We start from the raw sequence: 14725 nt of genomic DNA on the forward strand, positions 1-14725 counted from the left end.
CTTCGTCCTCTGGCAGGCTTGTTATTGGAAATGGGTCAGGTGTCCGGCAGCAGCCGCACGTGCTCGGGGGTCCAACTGGCGCGCACCCCGTCGCCCGGGCGGGCCGCGTGCAGCGGATCGCCGGCGGCGGGGGTGGGGCGGATGACGGTGAGGCGCTCGGCGCCCAGGGCGACCACATATTCGGTCTGGGCGCCCAGATAGAGGATCTCCTTCAGCACCGCCGGTTCGCCGCTGGCGTCGTCGCCCACGGACAGGCCGATGCGTTCGGGCCGCAGGGCGAACACCAGCGGGCCGGTGCCGGCGCCGCCCGGGACGCAGGCGAGCCGGGTGCCGGAGGCCGCCTCAAAGGCGCCCTCGGCCAGGCGGCCGCGGATGAGGTTGGAGCGGCCCACGAAATTCGCCACGAAGGCATCGGCCGGGCGCTCGTAGAGGTCCTCGGCGGTGCCGGCCTGGCGCACCCGGCCGCCCTCCATCACCACCAGCCGGTCGGACATGGTGAGGGCCTCTTCCTGGTCGTGGGTCACCATCAGGGTGGTGAGGCCGAGGGCCTGCTGCAGGGCGCGGATTTCCGAACGCACCTCGCCGCGCAGCTTGGCATCGAGGTTGGACAAGGGCTCGTCGAGCAGGAACACGGCGGGGTTCACCACCAGGGCGCGGGCCAGGGCCACCCGCTGCTGCTGGCCGCCGGAGAGCTGGCGGGGATAGCGCTCTGCCAGATGGTCGAGCTGCACCCGCTTCAGCGCCTCCACCGTGCGCGCCTCCCGCTCGGCCCGGCCCACCTTGCGCATCTCCAGGCCGAAGGCGACGTTCTGCGCCACGCTCATATGGGGAAACAGGGCGTAGGACTGGAACACCATGCCGGTGTCGCGGGCGTGGGCGGGCAGGTGCGTCACCTCGCGGCCCTCGATGGTGATGCGCCCGGCGGTGGGGTCGATGAAGCCGGCCACCATGCGCAGGGTGGTGGTCTTGCCGCAGCCCGAGGGGCCGAGCAGGGACACCAGTTCGCCCTTGCCGATCTTGAGGTCGAGGCCGGCCACGGCGGTGAAGCCGTTGGCGTAGGTCTTTTCCAGCCCCTGGATGTCGAGTGCGGCCATCTGTTCGCTCTTTCCTGCTCTCACACCACCCGGGACAGCTTCACGAAGCGGTCGGTTATCAGCATCAGCGCGGCGATGAGCACCACCTGCACGGTGGCGACGGCCGCCAGGGTCGGGTCCATGCGGAATTCGAGGTAATTGATCATTTCAATGGGCAGCGTGGACATGCCGGGGCCCACCAGCAGCAAGGTCAGCTCCAGATTCTCGAAGCTCTGGATGAAGGAGAACATCACCGCCGCCACGATGCCCGGGCGCAGCATGGGCAGGGTGACCCGCCAGAACACCTGCCAGGGGCGGGCGCCGAGATTGGCGGCGGCTTCCTCCACGGCGCCATCGAGGCCCTGGAGGCTGGCGGTGACCACTCGCACGGTCCACGGAATGGCCAGCAGCACATGGGCGGCGACAAGGCCGCCGAGGGTGCCGGTGATGTCCATGTCGAGCCGGTTCTGCGCCATCAGGAACGTGAGATAGAGCGCGGTGCCGGCGACGATGCCGGGCACGATCAGCGGCGACAGCATGAAGGTGGTGAAGGCGCCCTTGAACGGCAGGTTCGAGCGGGCGATGCCGAGGGCGGCGGCGGTGCCCGCCGGCACGCCGATGAGGCAGGCCAGCACCGCCACCTTGGCCGAGACGATGAAGCCGGACATGAATTCCGAGCGGGCGAAGCCATTGGCATACCAATGGAGCGTGAAGCCCGACGGCGGAAAGGAGACGATCTCGTCGCGGAAGAACGAGATGGCCACGAGGGCGGCCACCGGCGCCAGCATCAGCACATAAGCGGCGATGATGCCGCCGCGGTAGAGCAGCCGTCCCGGGCTCATGCGGCCTCCGCGCCGGTGTCGAGAGGGGTGAAGGCGGCGGCCGCAGCCTTCGCCAGGCCGGTCAGGACCGCAAGGTCCGCCCCGGAGAAGGCGCCGGTGGGGCCGAGCAGGTTGATCTGGCCCACCAGCCGGCCATCGCCGGCGCGCACCGGCAGGTTGAGCACCGCATCGCAGCCGAGCGCGGCAATGGCGCTCCAGTCGCCGAACATGCGCTCCAGGGCGGCCGCACCATCGAACAATTGGGAGGCGCCTTCCGCCTTCATCTGCGCCATGGCGGGGGCATCGGCGAAGCGCTTGGCCGCGCCCACCGGGAAGGCGGCGTGGCTGGTGGCGATGCGCACCGCGCGGTCGCCCCGGTAGGCGAGGGCGGTGGCCACCGTCGCCCCGCTCGCCGCCTGGATGGCGCCGAGGGCTTCGGAAAGCTGAGCGCCGGCGCGGTCGTCGGTCCCGGTGGGCAGGCGGCCGGCGATGTCGCGGGCGGGCAGGTGCAGGCGGGTGCCGGCAAGATCCACTGTGATCACCGGCGGCCGGCCATGGGGCACCTTGCCGAAATGGTCGGCATCGGCGCCGGCAATGGAGAGGCGCAGCCGGCTGCCGGCCTTCAGCTGCCAGCCGGTGGGCAGCAGGGGAATGCGCACGCTCATCGGTTCTCCCGGCACCACCGGCTGCGCGTCGGCACGGCGAAAGGTGCGCCAGGGCCAGGCGGTGGCCTGGCCGGCGGGGGGCGTGGCCTCGGCCCGGTGCAGGGCACGCAGGAGGCCTTCCGTCACATAGCGCTCGGTGCCGTCCGCTTCCACCTCGGTGAGGTAGACGAACAGAGCGGCGTCGGGCGCATCCAGGCGGAAGCGGAGATCGAGCCGGGCATGGCCGGCGAGGTCGAGGGGGGCGAGGAGCGGGGCGCTGTCCCAGCTCAGCATGCGGGCGGTGCGGCCCTGCCAGTCGCAGTAATAATTGCGGGAATCGTGGCCGGCGATGCGCTCGTAGCGGGTCTCGTGGCCGGTGCCGAGGTTCGGGGCCACCCGATAGCTGCGGGTCCCCTCGACAGCGGTCGCACTGAGCGCGCCGCTCTCGCTGCCGGCGAGCACCAGGTCGGCGCCATAGGGCGGCCACTGGTCGGCGGCGTGCCAGGCTTCCTCGTGCAACGCGTAGAAATGGATCGGCGCTTCGTCCTTGAGGCCGGTGTCGGCGCCCATGAGATAGGTGTCGAAGAAGCGCAGCACCTCCGCCATCCAGGGGAACACCGGGGTCTCGTCGGCGCGCCAGGGGGAAACGTCGATGCGCGCGCCGTGGTCCCAGGGGCCGAGCAGCAGGTGGCGGGGATTGTCCTTGAGGTTCAGGAAGCGGGCGATGGCGCCGTTGGCATAGCCGGCCCCGTCCATCCAGCCGGAAACCGACAGCACCGCCACATCACTCTTCACGCCGGCGGCATAGGTATAGGGGCTGAAGGAGGCGCTGGAATAGGCGGGATCGTAGGGCAGGCCCTCTTCCCGGTAGCGCAGGTCGGCCATGAATTCGGTCTGGCGGAAATTGCCCGCATGCTCGGCGAGCGCCGCGGCAAGCAGGGTGCCGTCCTCATCCTCATCCACCGGCTGCGGGCCGCGGAAATCGGGATCGGCGTAATATTTGAATTCCTTGAGCAGGTCGCGCCGGTCCTGGTCGAGACCGAACATCAGGCGGTCATAGGTCTGTGTCAGCGAGGCGCACTGCAGGCCGCCGGGGTAATAATTGTCAGAATAGGTATCCCAGACCGAGAACAGGGGAGCGATGGCCTTCACCGCCGGATGGCCGGTGGAGGCGAGGAAGTCCGACGCCGCGCCCAGATAGGAGATGCCGGTGGCGCCGACGATGCCGTTGGACCAGGGCTGGCCGATCACCCAATCGGCCACCTCGGCGCTGTCGAGGCGTTCGGCCGGCGAGCGGAAGCCATCGCGGGTGCCGAAGCTGGCGCCGGTGCCGCGCACGTCGATGATCACCACCGCATAGCCGCGTGGCACGAAGAAATCCCGGAACTTGCCGGTGTTCGGATTGGGCTCGGCGGTGGACCCGGTGGCGAGGGCGAAGCGCCGGTAATAGGGCGTGAACAGCAGCAGCGCCGGGCGCGGGGTGGCCACATCGCCGTCCGGCAGATGCACATCCACCGCCAGGCGGCAGCCGTCGCGCATGGTCACGTAGCGCGAGAGGGGCGTCTTCGGGAGGGTATGAACGGCGGGCCGGCCGGCGAGATAGTCGGCGGGAGACTGGTTCCAGGCGGGCTTTGAAGAAGAAACGCGCATCAGCTCTGTCCAGGGAGATCTTGCCGCTCACGATTGCGAAAATGTGATACTTGCGTCAAATTCAAAATTCTCAACGATATTTGCGTTTTTAGCACGGTTTGGAGCGACCATGAACGTTCGGGGATTGGAGGCGCTGCGGGCATTCGTGGAGTGTGGCTCGGTGGCCCGGGCGGCGGATCGGCTGCTGAAGACGGCGCCGCAGGTGAGCCGCCTGCTCTCGGCGCTGGAGGACGAGGCGGGTTTTGCGATCTTCGACCGGCGCGGCCGCAGCCTCAGCCTCACCGCCGAGGGTCGGCGCTTCTACCAGCAGGTGGACCAACTGCTGACCGCCCAGGACGAGCTGGACCGCTTCGCAGCCCAGATCCGTGGCGGCCGGCGCGATCACGTGCGCATCCTCTCCTCGCCCTTCATCTCCCACGGCCTCATCAACCAGGCGCTGGCGCGGATGATGGCCAAGCACCCGGGCCTGACCGCCCAGGTGGATTCCCGGGTGCGCCTCGATATCGACACCTGGATGGAGGCGGAGGCCTTCGACCTCGGCGTGGTGGTGCTGCCGCTCAAGACCGGGGCCTATGAGATCGAGCCCCTGTTGACCGTGAAGGCGGTGGCGGCGCTGCACCCGAGCCACCCGCTCGCCGCGCTGGAGGTGGTGACCTATGAGGACCTCATCCAGCACGACATCATCTCCACCCATCCCCGCTCGCTGCTGGGCCGGCACCTGGAGAGCCTCTCCCACCGCACCGGGCGCAAGGCCAATATCCGCATCGAGGCGCGCAACGGCGTCATCGCCTGCCAATTGGCCTCGCTCAATCTCGGCTGCTGCATCGCCGATCCGTTCGTGGCCCAGTCGAGCGGGGTCAGCGGGCTGGTGCTGAAGCGCTTCAAGCCGGCACTGGACCTGCGCTACGGCTTCATCCGGCCGAGCTGGGTGCCGCGCAGCGCTTTGGTGGACGATCTGGCGCGGGAGATCCGCACTCTGGCCGAAGAGATGATCGCCGAGCCGTTCTTCGCCCCTGCCTTGGCCCGGCTCCACGCCGCCTGAGGGGCTCAGAACCGGCTGCGGACCACGCCTTTCTTCACATGGTTCAAAGCGGCGGTGAGCTCGCCGGCGAGCCGGCCCTTCTCGATGGGGCCGAGGCAGCGACCCACCGGCACCTGGCGGGGGCCGCACACCAGGGCGAGTTCCAGGGTGCCGAGCTCATCATCATCGCGGCGGGCGATGCGGGTCCAGAACGGGTTGAGGCGCACCACGCTGGTGCGGCCCTTGGCCGAGACGTCGCGGATCTCGATCTCGCTCGCGGTGACGCGGATATATTCCCGCGCCCGTGCCGAGCGGAAGCTGGAGCGGAAGGCGAGATAGAGCACCAGCACGTCGAGCCCGAAGAAGCCGAACACCGGCCACGCCCCCATGGCCACGAACAGGGCGCCGGAGCCGAAGCTCACCACCGCGATGCTGCCCATGACCAGAAGGAAGCCACGCGGGGAGAGGGAGCGGTGGGGCGCGAGCGTCACCGCATAGACCACCGGGTCATCGGCGATGGTCTCAGATGCGTCGCGGCTCGGATCGGTGGCGTCGCTCATGGGAGCGCAGTATAGGGGAAAAATGCCGCGAAAGATGCCAGCCCCGCGCCCGCCCGCCGCGCCGAAAGTCTCGCCCAAGGTCTCGCCCAAGGCGACAGCCAAGGGAGCGACCAAGGGCACCACCAAGCCACGTGCCCAGGTTGCTTCAGAAGCCGCGCCGGAGGCTTTCGATCCCCTGGCCGAACTGCTCACTCCGCCCGCTCCTAAAAAGCCCGGCCGCAAGGCGACAGATGCCAAAGGCAAGGCGAGCAAGCGGCGCGCGGCAGCCGCGCCCCCCGAGCCGCCGGCCCGGCGCAACAAGGCGGTGGCCAATGCGGCGGCGGCGGCCTACGGCAAGACGGTGACGGGCTGGAGCGCCGCCGAGATCACCGAGGCCTTCTCCCGCTTCGAGGCCGCAAATCCCGAGCCCAAGGGCGAATTGGACCATAGCGATCCCTACACCCTGCTGGTGGCGGTGGTGCTCTCTGCCCAGGCCACCGATTCCGGGGTGAACAAGGCCACCAAGGGCCTGTTCGCCGCCGCCTCCACCCCCGCCGCCATGGTGGCGTTGGGGGAGGAGAAGGTGGCGCATTTCATCCGCACCCTCGGCCTCTACAAGAACAAGGCGAAGAATGTGGTGGAGCTCTCCCGCCTGCTGCTGGAGCGTTTCCACGGCGACGTGCCGCGCGATCGCGAGGCGCTGGAGAGCCTGCCCGGGGTGGGCCGCAAGACCGCCAACGTGGTGCTGAACATTGCCTTCGGAGAGCCCACCATCGCCGTCGACACCCATCTGTTCCGGGTGGCCAACCGCACCGGCCTTGCTCCCGGCGCCACCCCGCTGGCGGTGGAGGAGGCGCTGGAGGCGCGCATTCCCGATCGCTTCAAGCTCCACGCCCATCACTGGCTGATCCTGCACGGCCGCTACATCTGCAAGGCGCGCCAGCCGGAGTGCGGCCGCTGCCTCATCGCCGATCTGTGCCTCTGGCCGGAAAAGCACTTCTGAGTTGAGGTGCGCCGGCGTCTGGGCTAAACGGGCGGCAGGGTCCGCAGTTCACCCAGGCGTCACCGCCCCGCAAGGGGAGCTAAACCTGCCGCGTCGTCCGTCTCGTGTTGAGGCCGGCGCGTCTCAATTCAGACCGAACGCTTATCCTGCGCCCGTCGCAAGCCGGTGACCCTCGACCTCCTCTCGGAATGCGGCGCATTGTCGAGGATAAGTCATGTCCAGACCGGTCTTTGCCTTTGCGGCAAACGATATTTCCGCTTTGGCGCGCGCGCTGCGGGGCCAGCTTGCCGCCTGTGATCACCTGCCGAGCCATCTCGAGATGCTCAACATGCTCGCCCGGGCGAGCGGCCACCGAAATTTCCAGCACTTCCGCGCCGTTGCCGAGGGCGGGTCCGCCGAGCCTGCTCCGGCGCTAGCCGCCGATCCCGTCGATCTGAAGCGGGTGGATCGGGTCGCCGGCCTGTTCGATCCGCAGGGTCGGCTTACCCGCTGGCCGGGCAAGGAGAGCTGGCGGCGCCTGTGCCTGTGGGCCCTGTGGTCCACGCTGCCGGCGGGCGAGACCTTGACCGAGCGGGAGATCAACGAGCGTCTCAACGCCCGCCACCTGTTTGCCGATCACGCTTTGCTGCGGCGGGAGATGGCGGACCGGGGCATGGTGTGGCGCACCGCCGATGGCCGCGCCTATCGCCGCATCGAGCAGCGCCCGCCGGCGGAGGCGGTGGCGGTGCTGCGGCGGCTCGCCCTGCGCCATACCGCGCCGGTTCCACAGACGGCGAATCGCGGCACTCTCGCACCGCTCTAAGGGCGCGACCCGCGCCCGAGCGCAGAAGGAGAGCGCCCATGCATCCCGTGGCACTGGCGGCGGAGCGCCTCTTGGCGGCCATCCCCACCCCGCGCATGGTCGCCACCCCCGGCGGCGCCCTCGCCTGCACGGTTGAGGGGGAGGGGGTGCCGGTCTTGGCGCTGCACGGCATCATGGGCGGCCTTGACCAGTCGTGGCTGCTGGCCCGGGCCTTGCTGCCTGACTGGGCGGGCTGGCGCATCATCTCCATCGCCCGCCCGGGCTATCCTGGCTCCCCCCTTGCCACCGGTGTCACCGCCGAAGCGCAGGCTCATGCCTACGCCGCACTGCTGGACCAGATGGGGCTGGACCGCGCCTTCGTGGCGGCCTTCTCCGGCGGCGGGCCTTCGGCCCTCGCCTTCGCGCGGCTTTATCCCGCGCGCTGCCGGGGGCTGGTGCTGGTGAGCGCCTGCACCGGCCGGCTGGTGGCGCCGCCCGCCTCGCGGGTGGGGCTGGAACGGTCGGAGATGTTCTCCCGCCTGCCGGGGCTCAACCGGGTGCCGGCCTTCGTGGTGCGGCGCTGGCCCCATTGGGCGGCGCAGGGCTTCGTGCCCGATGGGGCGGAGCGCACGCGGGTGCTGGCGGATCCGGCGGCCGGGCCGCTGCTGGCGGCGCTGCTGCTCAGCTCCTGCCTGGATATGGCCGTGCGCATGCCGGGCACGCTGAGCGATGTGGCCCAGTTCGCCACCCTGCCGGCGAGCTGTGCCGATGGCGTGGCGGCGCCGCTGCTGGCGCTGCACGGCACAAGGGATGGCATCGTGCCGTTCGCCCATGCCCGCGCGGTGACCGAGGCCATTGCCGGCGCCCGGCTCGTGCCCCTGGAGGGCGGCACGCACATGGGCGTGTTCACCCAGCTCGCGCGGGTGCGGGAAGCCGCCGCGGCTTTCCTGAAGATCTGACGCCCGTCAGCGCACGGCGGCGAGGAAGGCGCGCACGGCGGCGGGATCCACATCTTTGGCGACGAAGGCTTCGCCGATGCCGCGCACCAGGATGAAGGTCAAAGCGCCACGGCTCACCTTCTTGTCCTGGGCGATGAGCTGCATCAGCCCGTCGGTATCGGGCAGGTCGCCGGGCACGTCGGCGATCCGGGTGGGCAGGCCCACGGCCTCCAGGTGCCGCACCACCCGCGTCACGTCCTGGCCGGGGCACAGGCCGAGCTTGGCGGAAAAGGCGAAGGCGAGGGCCATGCCGATGGCCACGCCCTCGCCATGCAGCAGGCGATCGGAGAAGCCGGCGCCCGCCTCCAGCGCGTGGCCGAAGGTGTGGCCGAGGTTCAGCAGCGCCCGGTCGCCGGTTTCCTTTTCGTCGCGGGCCACCACGGCGGCCTTGGCAAGGCAGCTTGCCGCCACCGCCTCGATCCGCTCCGGCCCGCCGCCGAGCACCGCCGGGGCGTGTTGCTCCAGCCAGTCGAACAGCGGGCGGTCGCCCAAAAGGCCGTATTTGACCACCTCGGCATAGCCCGCCTTCACCTCGCGGCCGGGCAGGGTGTCGAGGGCGGCGGTATCGGCCAGCACCAGCACCGGCTGGTGAAAGGTGCCCACCAGGTTCTTGCCCTGGGGCGAGTTGATGCCGGTCTTGCCGCCCACCGAGGAATCCACCTGGCTGAGCAGGGTGGTCGGCGCCTGCACCACATCCACCCCGCGCCGCAGCACCGAGGCGGAGAAGCCGGCGAGATCGCCCACCACGCCGCCGCCCAGCGCCAGCACCAGGTCCCGCCGCTCGATGCGGGCGGAGATCAGCCCTTCCACCACCTGCTGCAGGCCGGCCCAGCACTTGGTCTTCTCGCCCGGCTCCACCACGATGGCGGTGTGCGCGATGCCGGCGTCCGCAAGGGAGGCTTCCACGGTGGCGAGGTGGCCGGCTGCCGCCACGTTGCGATCGGTGACGATGGCCACCCGCGCCCCCTTGCGCAGGGCCTTGATGTGCAGGCCCGTCTCGCTCAGCAGCCCGGGACCGATGAGGATTTCATAGGGCCTGCCGGCCAGGTCCACCCGCACCGTGCTGCGCTGGGCGCCGACCGGGAAAGAGGGCACGGCGGAAAGGGAGGGGCTGGTCATGGAGGGTCCTTGGTCTGGCGCCGCGAGATGCCGGGCCAGCGCCGCCACCACCTCGTCGACCACCACTTCGTGCACCACGTCACGCGAATCGACGGCGAGGTCGGCCTCGGCATAGGTGGGGCCGCGCTGGGCGAGCAACTGGGCGAGCTTGGCGGCAGGGTCGCCCTGGGCGAGCAGCGGCCGGTCGGTGCGTTTCTTGACGCGCTTGAGCAGGGTGGCGAGGTCGGCTCGCAACCACACCGAGACGCCTTTGGCGGCTACGTTGGCGCGGGTTTCCGCGTTCATGAAGGCCCCGCCACCGGTGGCGATGACCATGGGGCCGGACTGCAGCAGCCGCGCCACCACGCGCTTTTCGCCTTCGCGGAACTCGGCTTCGCCGCGGCGCGCGAAGATTTCCGGAATGCTCATGCAGGCGGCGCGTTCGATTTCCTCGTCCGCATCCACGAACGCCAGTCCGAGGCGCTTGGCGAGACGGCGGCCGACCGAGGACTTGCCGGCGCCGGGCATGCCCACCAGCACCACCGAGCGCGTGCCCAGAAGCGCCAGGACATCCCGGGGGGCGGGATGATCCGGGTGGCCGTGCGCTTGCCCCGCGCTCATGGTTCGCATGTCCTTTGCTGGCGGCACGATGTTTTCCGACTGCACCCGCACGGTCCTTGGCTCCGGCCCGGCGGATCCCGAGCCTGGGGTCGCCGCGCGCCGCGCCTGTCCGATGAAAGCTGCCGGCACGAAGGCGTTCCGCCGGCCATGCTCGGGCTCTAGCATCGGCGCGCAGAGCGGGCAATGCGGTTGAACACGACCGGCAGGCATGGCACCTCTCCTCCTGACGCTTGAACTGAGCGATTCCGTGGCGCAGGGGAAACCGCAGTGCCCACCTTGTTTCGATTGATCGTGGTGCTGGCCATCCTCGCCGGCCTTGGCTACGGCGCCCTGTGGGCGCTCGCCACCATGGTCGAGCCGCAGCCCCGCGACATCTCCTTCACCGTGCCACCGGAGCGCATCGGCAAATGAGCGCCTCCGGTCCGCTCGCACTGTTCCTCGACATGCAGGCGGTGGAGCGGGGCGCCAGCCGGCACACGCTCGATGCCTATCGGCGCGACCTGGACGATTTCGGGGCGTTCGTGGCCACGCGCGGTGGCTGTCTGGCGGAGGCCGACACCGCCGCCGTGCGGGCCTATCTGGCCGATCTCGATCTCCGAGGCTTCAAGGGCACCACCATTGCCCGCCGCCTCTCGGCCATCCGCCAATTCTATCGCTTCCTGTTCGCGGAAGGCCACCGGGAGGATGATCCCGCCGCCGTGCTGGAAGGCCCCAAGCGCGGCCGCCCGCTGCCCAAGGTGCTGACGGTGGCGGAGGTGACGCGGCTCATCGAAACCGCCCATACCCGCGCCGCCGAGGTGCCGGTCACCGCCGGTCCGGTGGAGGCGGACGGCGTTCCGGCCGAGCGGCCGGCGGCCCGGCGCGGGGAGGCGCTGCGGCGCCTGCGCGTGGTGTGCATCATCGAACTGCTCTATGCGAGCGGGCTGCGCATTTCCGAGCTCATCACCCTGCCAGCCAGCGCCGCCCGCGCCCGGTCCGATGCCATCATGGTCATGGGCAAGGGGCGCAAGGAGCGGCTGGTGCCCCTTTCGGCGCCCGCCAAGGCGGCCATGAGCGCCTGGCTGGACGCCCGCAGGGCGGCCGGGCTCGAAGCCTCCCGCTGGCTGTTTCCCTCATCCGGCGAGAGCGGCCAGGTGAGTCGCCAGCAGGCGGCGCGGGACCTCAAGGACCTGGCCCTGGCAGCCGGGCTCGATCCCGCCCGCCTGTCGCCCCACGTGCTGCGCCACGCCTTCGCCAGCCACCTCCTGGCCCACGGCGCCGACCTCAGGGTGGTGCAGACCCTGCTGGGTCATGCGGATGTATCCACAACCCAGATCTATACCCACGTGCTGGACGAGCGCCTGAAAGGCATGGTGCGGGATCTCCACCCCCTTTCGGAGCCTTAGGAACGGCAATTTCCCAGGGTGTGGCGCCGGGTGCGCCCCACTTTGTGCGGGCCGCCCCTTTCCTCGGCCGGGGCGGGTGCTTATATTCGGCGCGCCGGCGCAAGCCGGATATGGCGATAAATGGATGTCGGAATAAACCATTCGGACCCGGGGGCGGTACCCGGCGCCTCCACCCGAGCCCATCAGCGGAGCCTGTCTCCAGCGGTTGGGTTCCGGCGGGGGCGAAATAGGATCGACGAGGGTGTAAAGGGCAGTCTTTCGCTCGGCATTGTACCACCGTTATCGGGCTAAACTTATAGTTGCCAACGACAACTATGCTCCGGTTGCTCAGGCCGCGTGAGCGGTTTGAAAGACCAAAATAAAAGTCCTACCGGGTAGCTCTGGATAGGCGGGGTTCGGAGGCACCTGGCAACAGAAGCCTCCACTTTCCGCCGGCGCAGCCGGATCGGCGGAGGGGTCAGGCTTTCCGTCTCCGCTCTCGGCGCGACGTCCTTCGGGCGCGATCTCTTCGGGGTGCGATGTCCGTGGGGCGAGATGGCCGGCGCGAATCTGTTTGTCCGGCTGGGACAAGGCTCAAGCGGACACATGTCGGTCGATCACATCCGCTACGATCTTCTCGCTCAGGAAGCGCTGCGCTCCGTGGTGCGGCGCGTGCTCCAGGATGTGGCCAAGGATGGCCTGCCGGGCGACCATCATTTCTACGTCTCCTTCGACACCCGCGCCCCGGGCGTGCGGCTCTCGCAGCGCATGCGCGAGAAGTATCCGGAAGAGATGACCATTGTGCTCCAGCACCAGTTTTGGGACCTCATCGTCTCCGATGTGGCGTTCGAGGTGGGGCTGTCGTTTGGCGGCATTCCCGAGAAGCTGCTGGTGCCGTTCTCCGCCTTGAAGGGCTTCTTCGATCCGTCCGTGAAGTTCGGTCTCCAGTTTGAGCTGGCGACCCCGGACGAGGGGAATGGCGATGAGCCCGAGGAGGCCGCCGATGACGCCGCGACCGGGCCGGCCGGCAGCAAGCCGACGGTGCTGAAGCAGCCGTCGCGTGGCGCCGCATCAGAGCCGGCGGTGTCCGCCGCGAAGGTGAGCGGCGATGCAGCTGGCGAGCCCCATGAGGCCGGCGGCGCCGATGCCGAGCGCCCCGCCAGCGGCGCCCAGGTGGTGCAGCTCGACGTCTTCCGCAACAAGAAGTAGGCACGCTCGCGCCCATGGCCGCGAGGCGCCCGGCATGGTGAACCGGCGGCGACGTTTGTCTGTGTCCCGCCTTGCGGAGCGCGAGCGGTGACCTGCGAAACCGATGTGGCGGTGATTGGCGCGGGCGCCGCGGGGCTTGCCGCCGGTGCGAGTCTTGCGGCGGCGGGGGTCGACTTCCGCATCCTGGAAGCCGCGTCGGTCATCGGTGGCCGCGCCGCCACCGATCGTGAGACGCTGGGCACTCCATTCGATCTCGGCTGCCACTGGCTGCACGACGCCCGCGCCAATCCCTTCGTCCCCATCGCGCGGCGCCTCGGTTTCCGGTTCGATGCGGACGGGCCGGCGCGGCGGCAGCGGCTGCTGCATCTGGGCGCCCGTTTCGCCACGACGGACGAGGCCACGGCCGCTCAAGCGGCGGTGGATGCGGCCATGGATGCGGTGACGGCGGCCGGGCGGGCCGGCCGGGACGTGGCGGCGGTGGAGGCTCTGCCGCCGCTCGGCCCTTGGCTGCCGCTGGCGCGGCATTGGCTTGCCCTGATGTCTGCCGCCGCGCCGGAGCGCATCTCCACCCTCGACTACAGCCGCTACCACGACACCAACGACAACTGGCCGGTGCTCGACGGCTATGGCGCCCTGATCCAGGCCCATGCCGGCACCCTGCCGGTGACCCTCGATTGCCCGGTGACGCGGCTCGATCACGGCGGACGGCGGCTGCGGTTGGAGACCCCGCGCGGCACGTTGACGGCGCGCTTCGCCATCGTCGCGGTCTCCACCGCCGTGGTGGCGCGAGGCCAGCTGGCCTTCACCCCGAGCCTGCCGCCGGAGCTGGGCGAGGCGTTCGCGGCGCTGCCCCTCGGCTGCGCGGAAAAGATCGCCCTCCTGTTCGACGATGATGTCTTCGGTGTTCCCCCGCGCACCGGTCTCGATGCCTTCGATACCGACCGCCCGCAGCGGCTTGCGGTGTCGGCGCTGCTGCGCCCCGGTGGCGCGCCGGCGGCGGTGGTGCATATCGCCGGCCCGGAGGCGGCGGCGCTGGCGGCGGCCGGCGAGGGGGCGATGGTGGATTTTGCCACCTCGGCCTTGGCCCAGGCGTTCGGCGCCGGGCTGCGCGGCCGTGTGCGGCGGGCCCGGGTCACCAAATGGACCCATGCGCCTTATATCGGTGGCGCCTATTCCTGCGCGCTGCCTGGTGCCGGCCACCTGCGCCCGTGGCTGCACGAGGGGCTTGGAACGCGTGTGCTCTTTGCCGGCGAAGCGCTGGGTGGGCCGGCTTTCTCCACCGCCCATGGGGCTCACCTGTCGGGCCGCGCCGCTGCCGAAACCGTGCTCGAACGCCTGAGGAGCCAGCCATGACCGCGCCTGTCGACCCCATGATCGCGCCGGTGCCGCTGGCGCTCATTGTCGCTGTCGCCGAGAATGGGGTGATCGGCCATGAGGGGACGATGCCGTGGCATCTGTCTTCTGATCTCAAGCGGTTCCGGGCGCTGACCTGGGGCAAGCCGCTGATCATGGGCCGGCGCACCTTCCAGTCCATCGGCAAGCCACTGCCGGGCCGCACCTCCATCGTCATCAGCGCCGATCCGGACTTCACTGTGCCCGAAGGGGTGGTGAAGGTGGCGGACCTGCCCGCCGCTCTCGCGGCCGCGGCCGATGTGGCACAGGCCTCGGCGGCTGATGAGGCCATGGTGATCGGCGGCAGCCGGGTGTTTGCGGACACCCTGCCGCTGGCCCGGACCCTGCACCTGACGCAGGTGCATGCGGCGCCACCGGGGGATGTGCGGTTTCCCGATTTCGACCGCGCCCACTGGCGCGAAGACGCGCGGGAGGGCCCCGCCCAGGGGCCGAAGGACACCGCGCCCTTCACCTACATCACCCTGTCGCGCCGCTGACGGAGCCGGCTGCG

At 70.0% G+C, this 14725-nt stretch carries 14 protein-coding genes and 1 other RNA gene; 10 read left to right on the forward strand and 5 right to left on the reverse strand.

Features of this window, described 5'->3' with window-relative positions; translation table 11 throughout:
- Positions 1-35 precede the first annotated feature (35 nt).
- Genes ACU4E7_RS13175 through ACU4E7_RS13185 form a run of 3 tightly spaced genes read right to left on the reverse strand, consistent with a single transcriptional unit; the run spans position 36 to position 4188 of the window.
- Complete coding sequence (locus ACU4E7_RS13175) at positions 36-1094, reverse strand: ABC transporter ATP-binding protein (RefSeq protein WP_447019115.1); 1059 nt, start codon at positions 1092-1094, stop codon at positions 36-38.
- Positions 1095-1114: 20 nt separating this feature from the next.
- Positions 1115-1915: an ABC transporter permease gene (locus ACU4E7_RS13180; RefSeq protein WP_238120229.1), complete on the reverse strand. Its 801-nt coding sequence runs from the start codon at positions 1913-1915 to the stop codon at positions 1115-1117.
- On the reverse strand, positions 1912-4188 hold the full coding sequence (locus tag ACU4E7_RS13185) for a CocE/NonD family hydrolase (RefSeq protein WP_447019116.1): 2277 nt from the start codon (positions 4186-4188) through the stop codon (positions 1912-1914). Before ACU4E7_RS13185 ends, ACU4E7_RS13180 begins: the two co-directional genes overlap by 4 nt.
- Positions 4189-4297: 109 nt before the next feature.
- On the opposite strand from ACU4E7_RS13185, the gene ACU4E7_RS13190 reads away from it, so the two are divergent.
- Positions 4298-5230, forward strand: coding sequence for a LysR family transcriptional regulator (locus ACU4E7_RS13190; RefSeq protein WP_447019117.1), 933 nt, complete (start codon positions 4298-4300; stop codon positions 5228-5230).
- Positions 5231-5235: 5 nt separating this feature from the next.
- On the opposite strand, the gene ACU4E7_RS13195 is transcribed toward ACU4E7_RS13190, so the two are convergent.
- Complete coding sequence (locus ACU4E7_RS13195) at positions 5236-5769, reverse strand: DUF2244 domain-containing protein (RefSeq protein ID WP_447019118.1); 534 nt, start codon at positions 5767-5769, stop codon at positions 5236-5238.
- A 34-nt stretch (positions 5770-5803) separates the two neighbouring features.
- Between ACU4E7_RS13195 and nth the strand changes: the two genes are divergently transcribed.
- From nth to ACU4E7_RS13210, 3 genes are all read left to right on the forward strand, one after another.
- Complete coding sequence (gene nth, locus ACU4E7_RS13200) at positions 5804-6751, forward strand: endonuclease III (RefSeq protein WP_238120233.1); 948 nt, start codon at positions 5804-5806, stop codon at positions 6749-6751.
- Between the two features lie 214 nt (positions 6752-6965).
- Entirely contained in the window at positions 6966-7553 is a 588-nt protein-coding gene (locus tag ACU4E7_RS13205) for a DUF2087 domain-containing protein (RefSeq protein WP_447019119.1), read from the forward strand.
- Between the two features lie 38 nt (positions 7554-7591).
- A complete protein-coding gene (locus tag ACU4E7_RS13210; RefSeq protein ID WP_447019120.1) occupies positions 7592-8491 on the forward strand; it encodes an alpha/beta fold hydrolase in 900 nt (299 codons plus the stop codon).
- Positions 8492-8497: 6 nt separating this feature from the next.
- On the opposite strand, the gene aroB is transcribed toward ACU4E7_RS13210, so the two are convergent.
- Positions 8498-10249: a 3-dehydroquinate synthase gene (aroB, locus tag ACU4E7_RS13215; RefSeq protein WP_447019121.1), complete on the reverse strand. Its 1752-nt coding sequence runs from the start codon at positions 10247-10249 to the stop codon at positions 8498-8500.
- A 267-nt stretch (positions 10250-10516) separates the two neighbouring features.
- Here aroB and ACU4E7_RS13220 point away from each other — a divergent pair, with 267 nt between their 5' ends.
- The 6 genes from ACU4E7_RS13220 (at position 10517) to ACU4E7_RS13245 (ending at position 14711) form a co-directional block, all read left to right on the forward strand.
- Positions 10517-10660, forward strand: a complete 144-nt coding sequence (locus ACU4E7_RS13220; protein WP_238120237.1) for a hypothetical protein — start codon at positions 10517-10519, stop codon at positions 10658-10660.
- Positions 10657-11634 carry a site-specific tyrosine recombinase XerD gene (locus ACU4E7_RS13225; protein ID WP_447019122.1) on the forward strand — a complete coding sequence of 326 codons (978 nt, stop codon included), beginning with the start codon at positions 10657-10659 and terminating at the stop codon, positions 11632-11634. The genes ACU4E7_RS13220 and ACU4E7_RS13225 overlap by 4 nt, the downstream gene beginning before the upstream one ends.
- Positions 11635-11688: 54 nt before the next feature.
- Positions 11689-12060: a transfer-messenger RNA gene (ssrA, locus tag ACU4E7_RS13230) on the forward strand.
- Between the two features lie 159 nt (positions 12061-12219).
- Positions 12220-12822, forward strand: coding sequence for an SspB family protein (locus ACU4E7_RS13235; RefSeq protein ID WP_238120239.1), 603 nt, complete (start codon positions 12220-12222; stop codon positions 12820-12822).
- Positions 12823-12909: 87 nt separating this feature from the next.
- On the forward strand, positions 12910-14175 hold the full coding sequence (locus ACU4E7_RS13240) for a flavin monoamine oxidase family protein (protein WP_447019123.1): 1266 nt from the start codon (positions 12910-12912) through the stop codon (positions 14173-14175).
- Positions 14172-14711 carry a dihydrofolate reductase gene (locus tag ACU4E7_RS13245; protein ID WP_447019124.1) on the forward strand — a complete coding sequence of 180 codons (540 nt, stop codon included), beginning with the start codon at positions 14172-14174 and terminating at the stop codon, positions 14709-14711. Before ACU4E7_RS13240 ends, ACU4E7_RS13245 begins: the two co-directional genes overlap by 4 nt.
- Positions 14712-14725: the final 14 nt, after the last annotated feature.

This window comes from Xanthobacter sp. ZOL 2024, assembly GCF_052932325.1.

Coding starts and splice junctions, on each gene's coding strand:
- ACU4E7_RS13245 (WP_447019124.1), top strand. CDS start 14,172: ATGACCGCGCCTGTCGACCCCATGATCGCGCCGGTGCCGCTGGCGCTC.
- ACU4E7_RS13175 (WP_447019115.1), bottom strand. CDS start 1,094: ATGGCCGCACTCGACATCCAGGGGCTGGAAAAGACCTACGCCAACGGC.
- ACU4E7_RS13210 (WP_447019120.1), top strand. CDS start 7,592: ATGCATCCCGTGGCACTGGCGGCGGAGCGCCTCTTGGCGGCCATCCCC.
- ACU4E7_RS13235 (WP_238120239.1), top strand. CDS start 12,220: ATGTCGGTCGATCACATCCGCTACGATCTTCTCGCTCAGGAAGCGCTG.
- ACU4E7_RS13195 (WP_447019118.1), bottom strand. CDS start 5,769: ATGAGCGACGCCACCGATCCGAGCCGCGACGCATCTGAGACCATCGCC.
- nth (WP_238120233.1), top strand. CDS start 5,804: ATGCCAGCCCCGCGCCCGCCCGCCGCGCCGAAAGTCTCGCCCAAGGTC.
- ACU4E7_RS13225 (WP_447019122.1), top strand. CDS start 10,657: ATGAGCGCCTCCGGTCCGCTCGCACTGTTCCTCGACATGCAGGCGGTG.
- ACU4E7_RS13205 (WP_447019119.1), top strand. CDS start 6,966: ATGTCCAGACCGGTCTTTGCCTTTGCGGCAAACGATATTTCCGCTTTG.
- ACU4E7_RS13180 (WP_238120229.1), bottom strand. CDS start 1,915: ATGAGCCCGGGACGGCTGCTCTACCGCGGCGGCATCATCGCCGCTTAT.
- ACU4E7_RS13185 (WP_447019116.1), bottom strand. CDS start 4,188: ATGCGCGTTTCTTCTTCAAAGCCCGCCTGGAACCAGTCTCCCGCCGAC.
- ACU4E7_RS13190 (WP_447019117.1), top strand. CDS start 4,298: ATGAACGTTCGGGGATTGGAGGCGCTGCGGGCATTCGTGGAGTGTGGC.
- aroB (WP_447019121.1), bottom strand. CDS start 10,249: ATGAGCGCGGGGCAAGCGCACGGCCACCCGGATCATCCCGCCCCCCGG.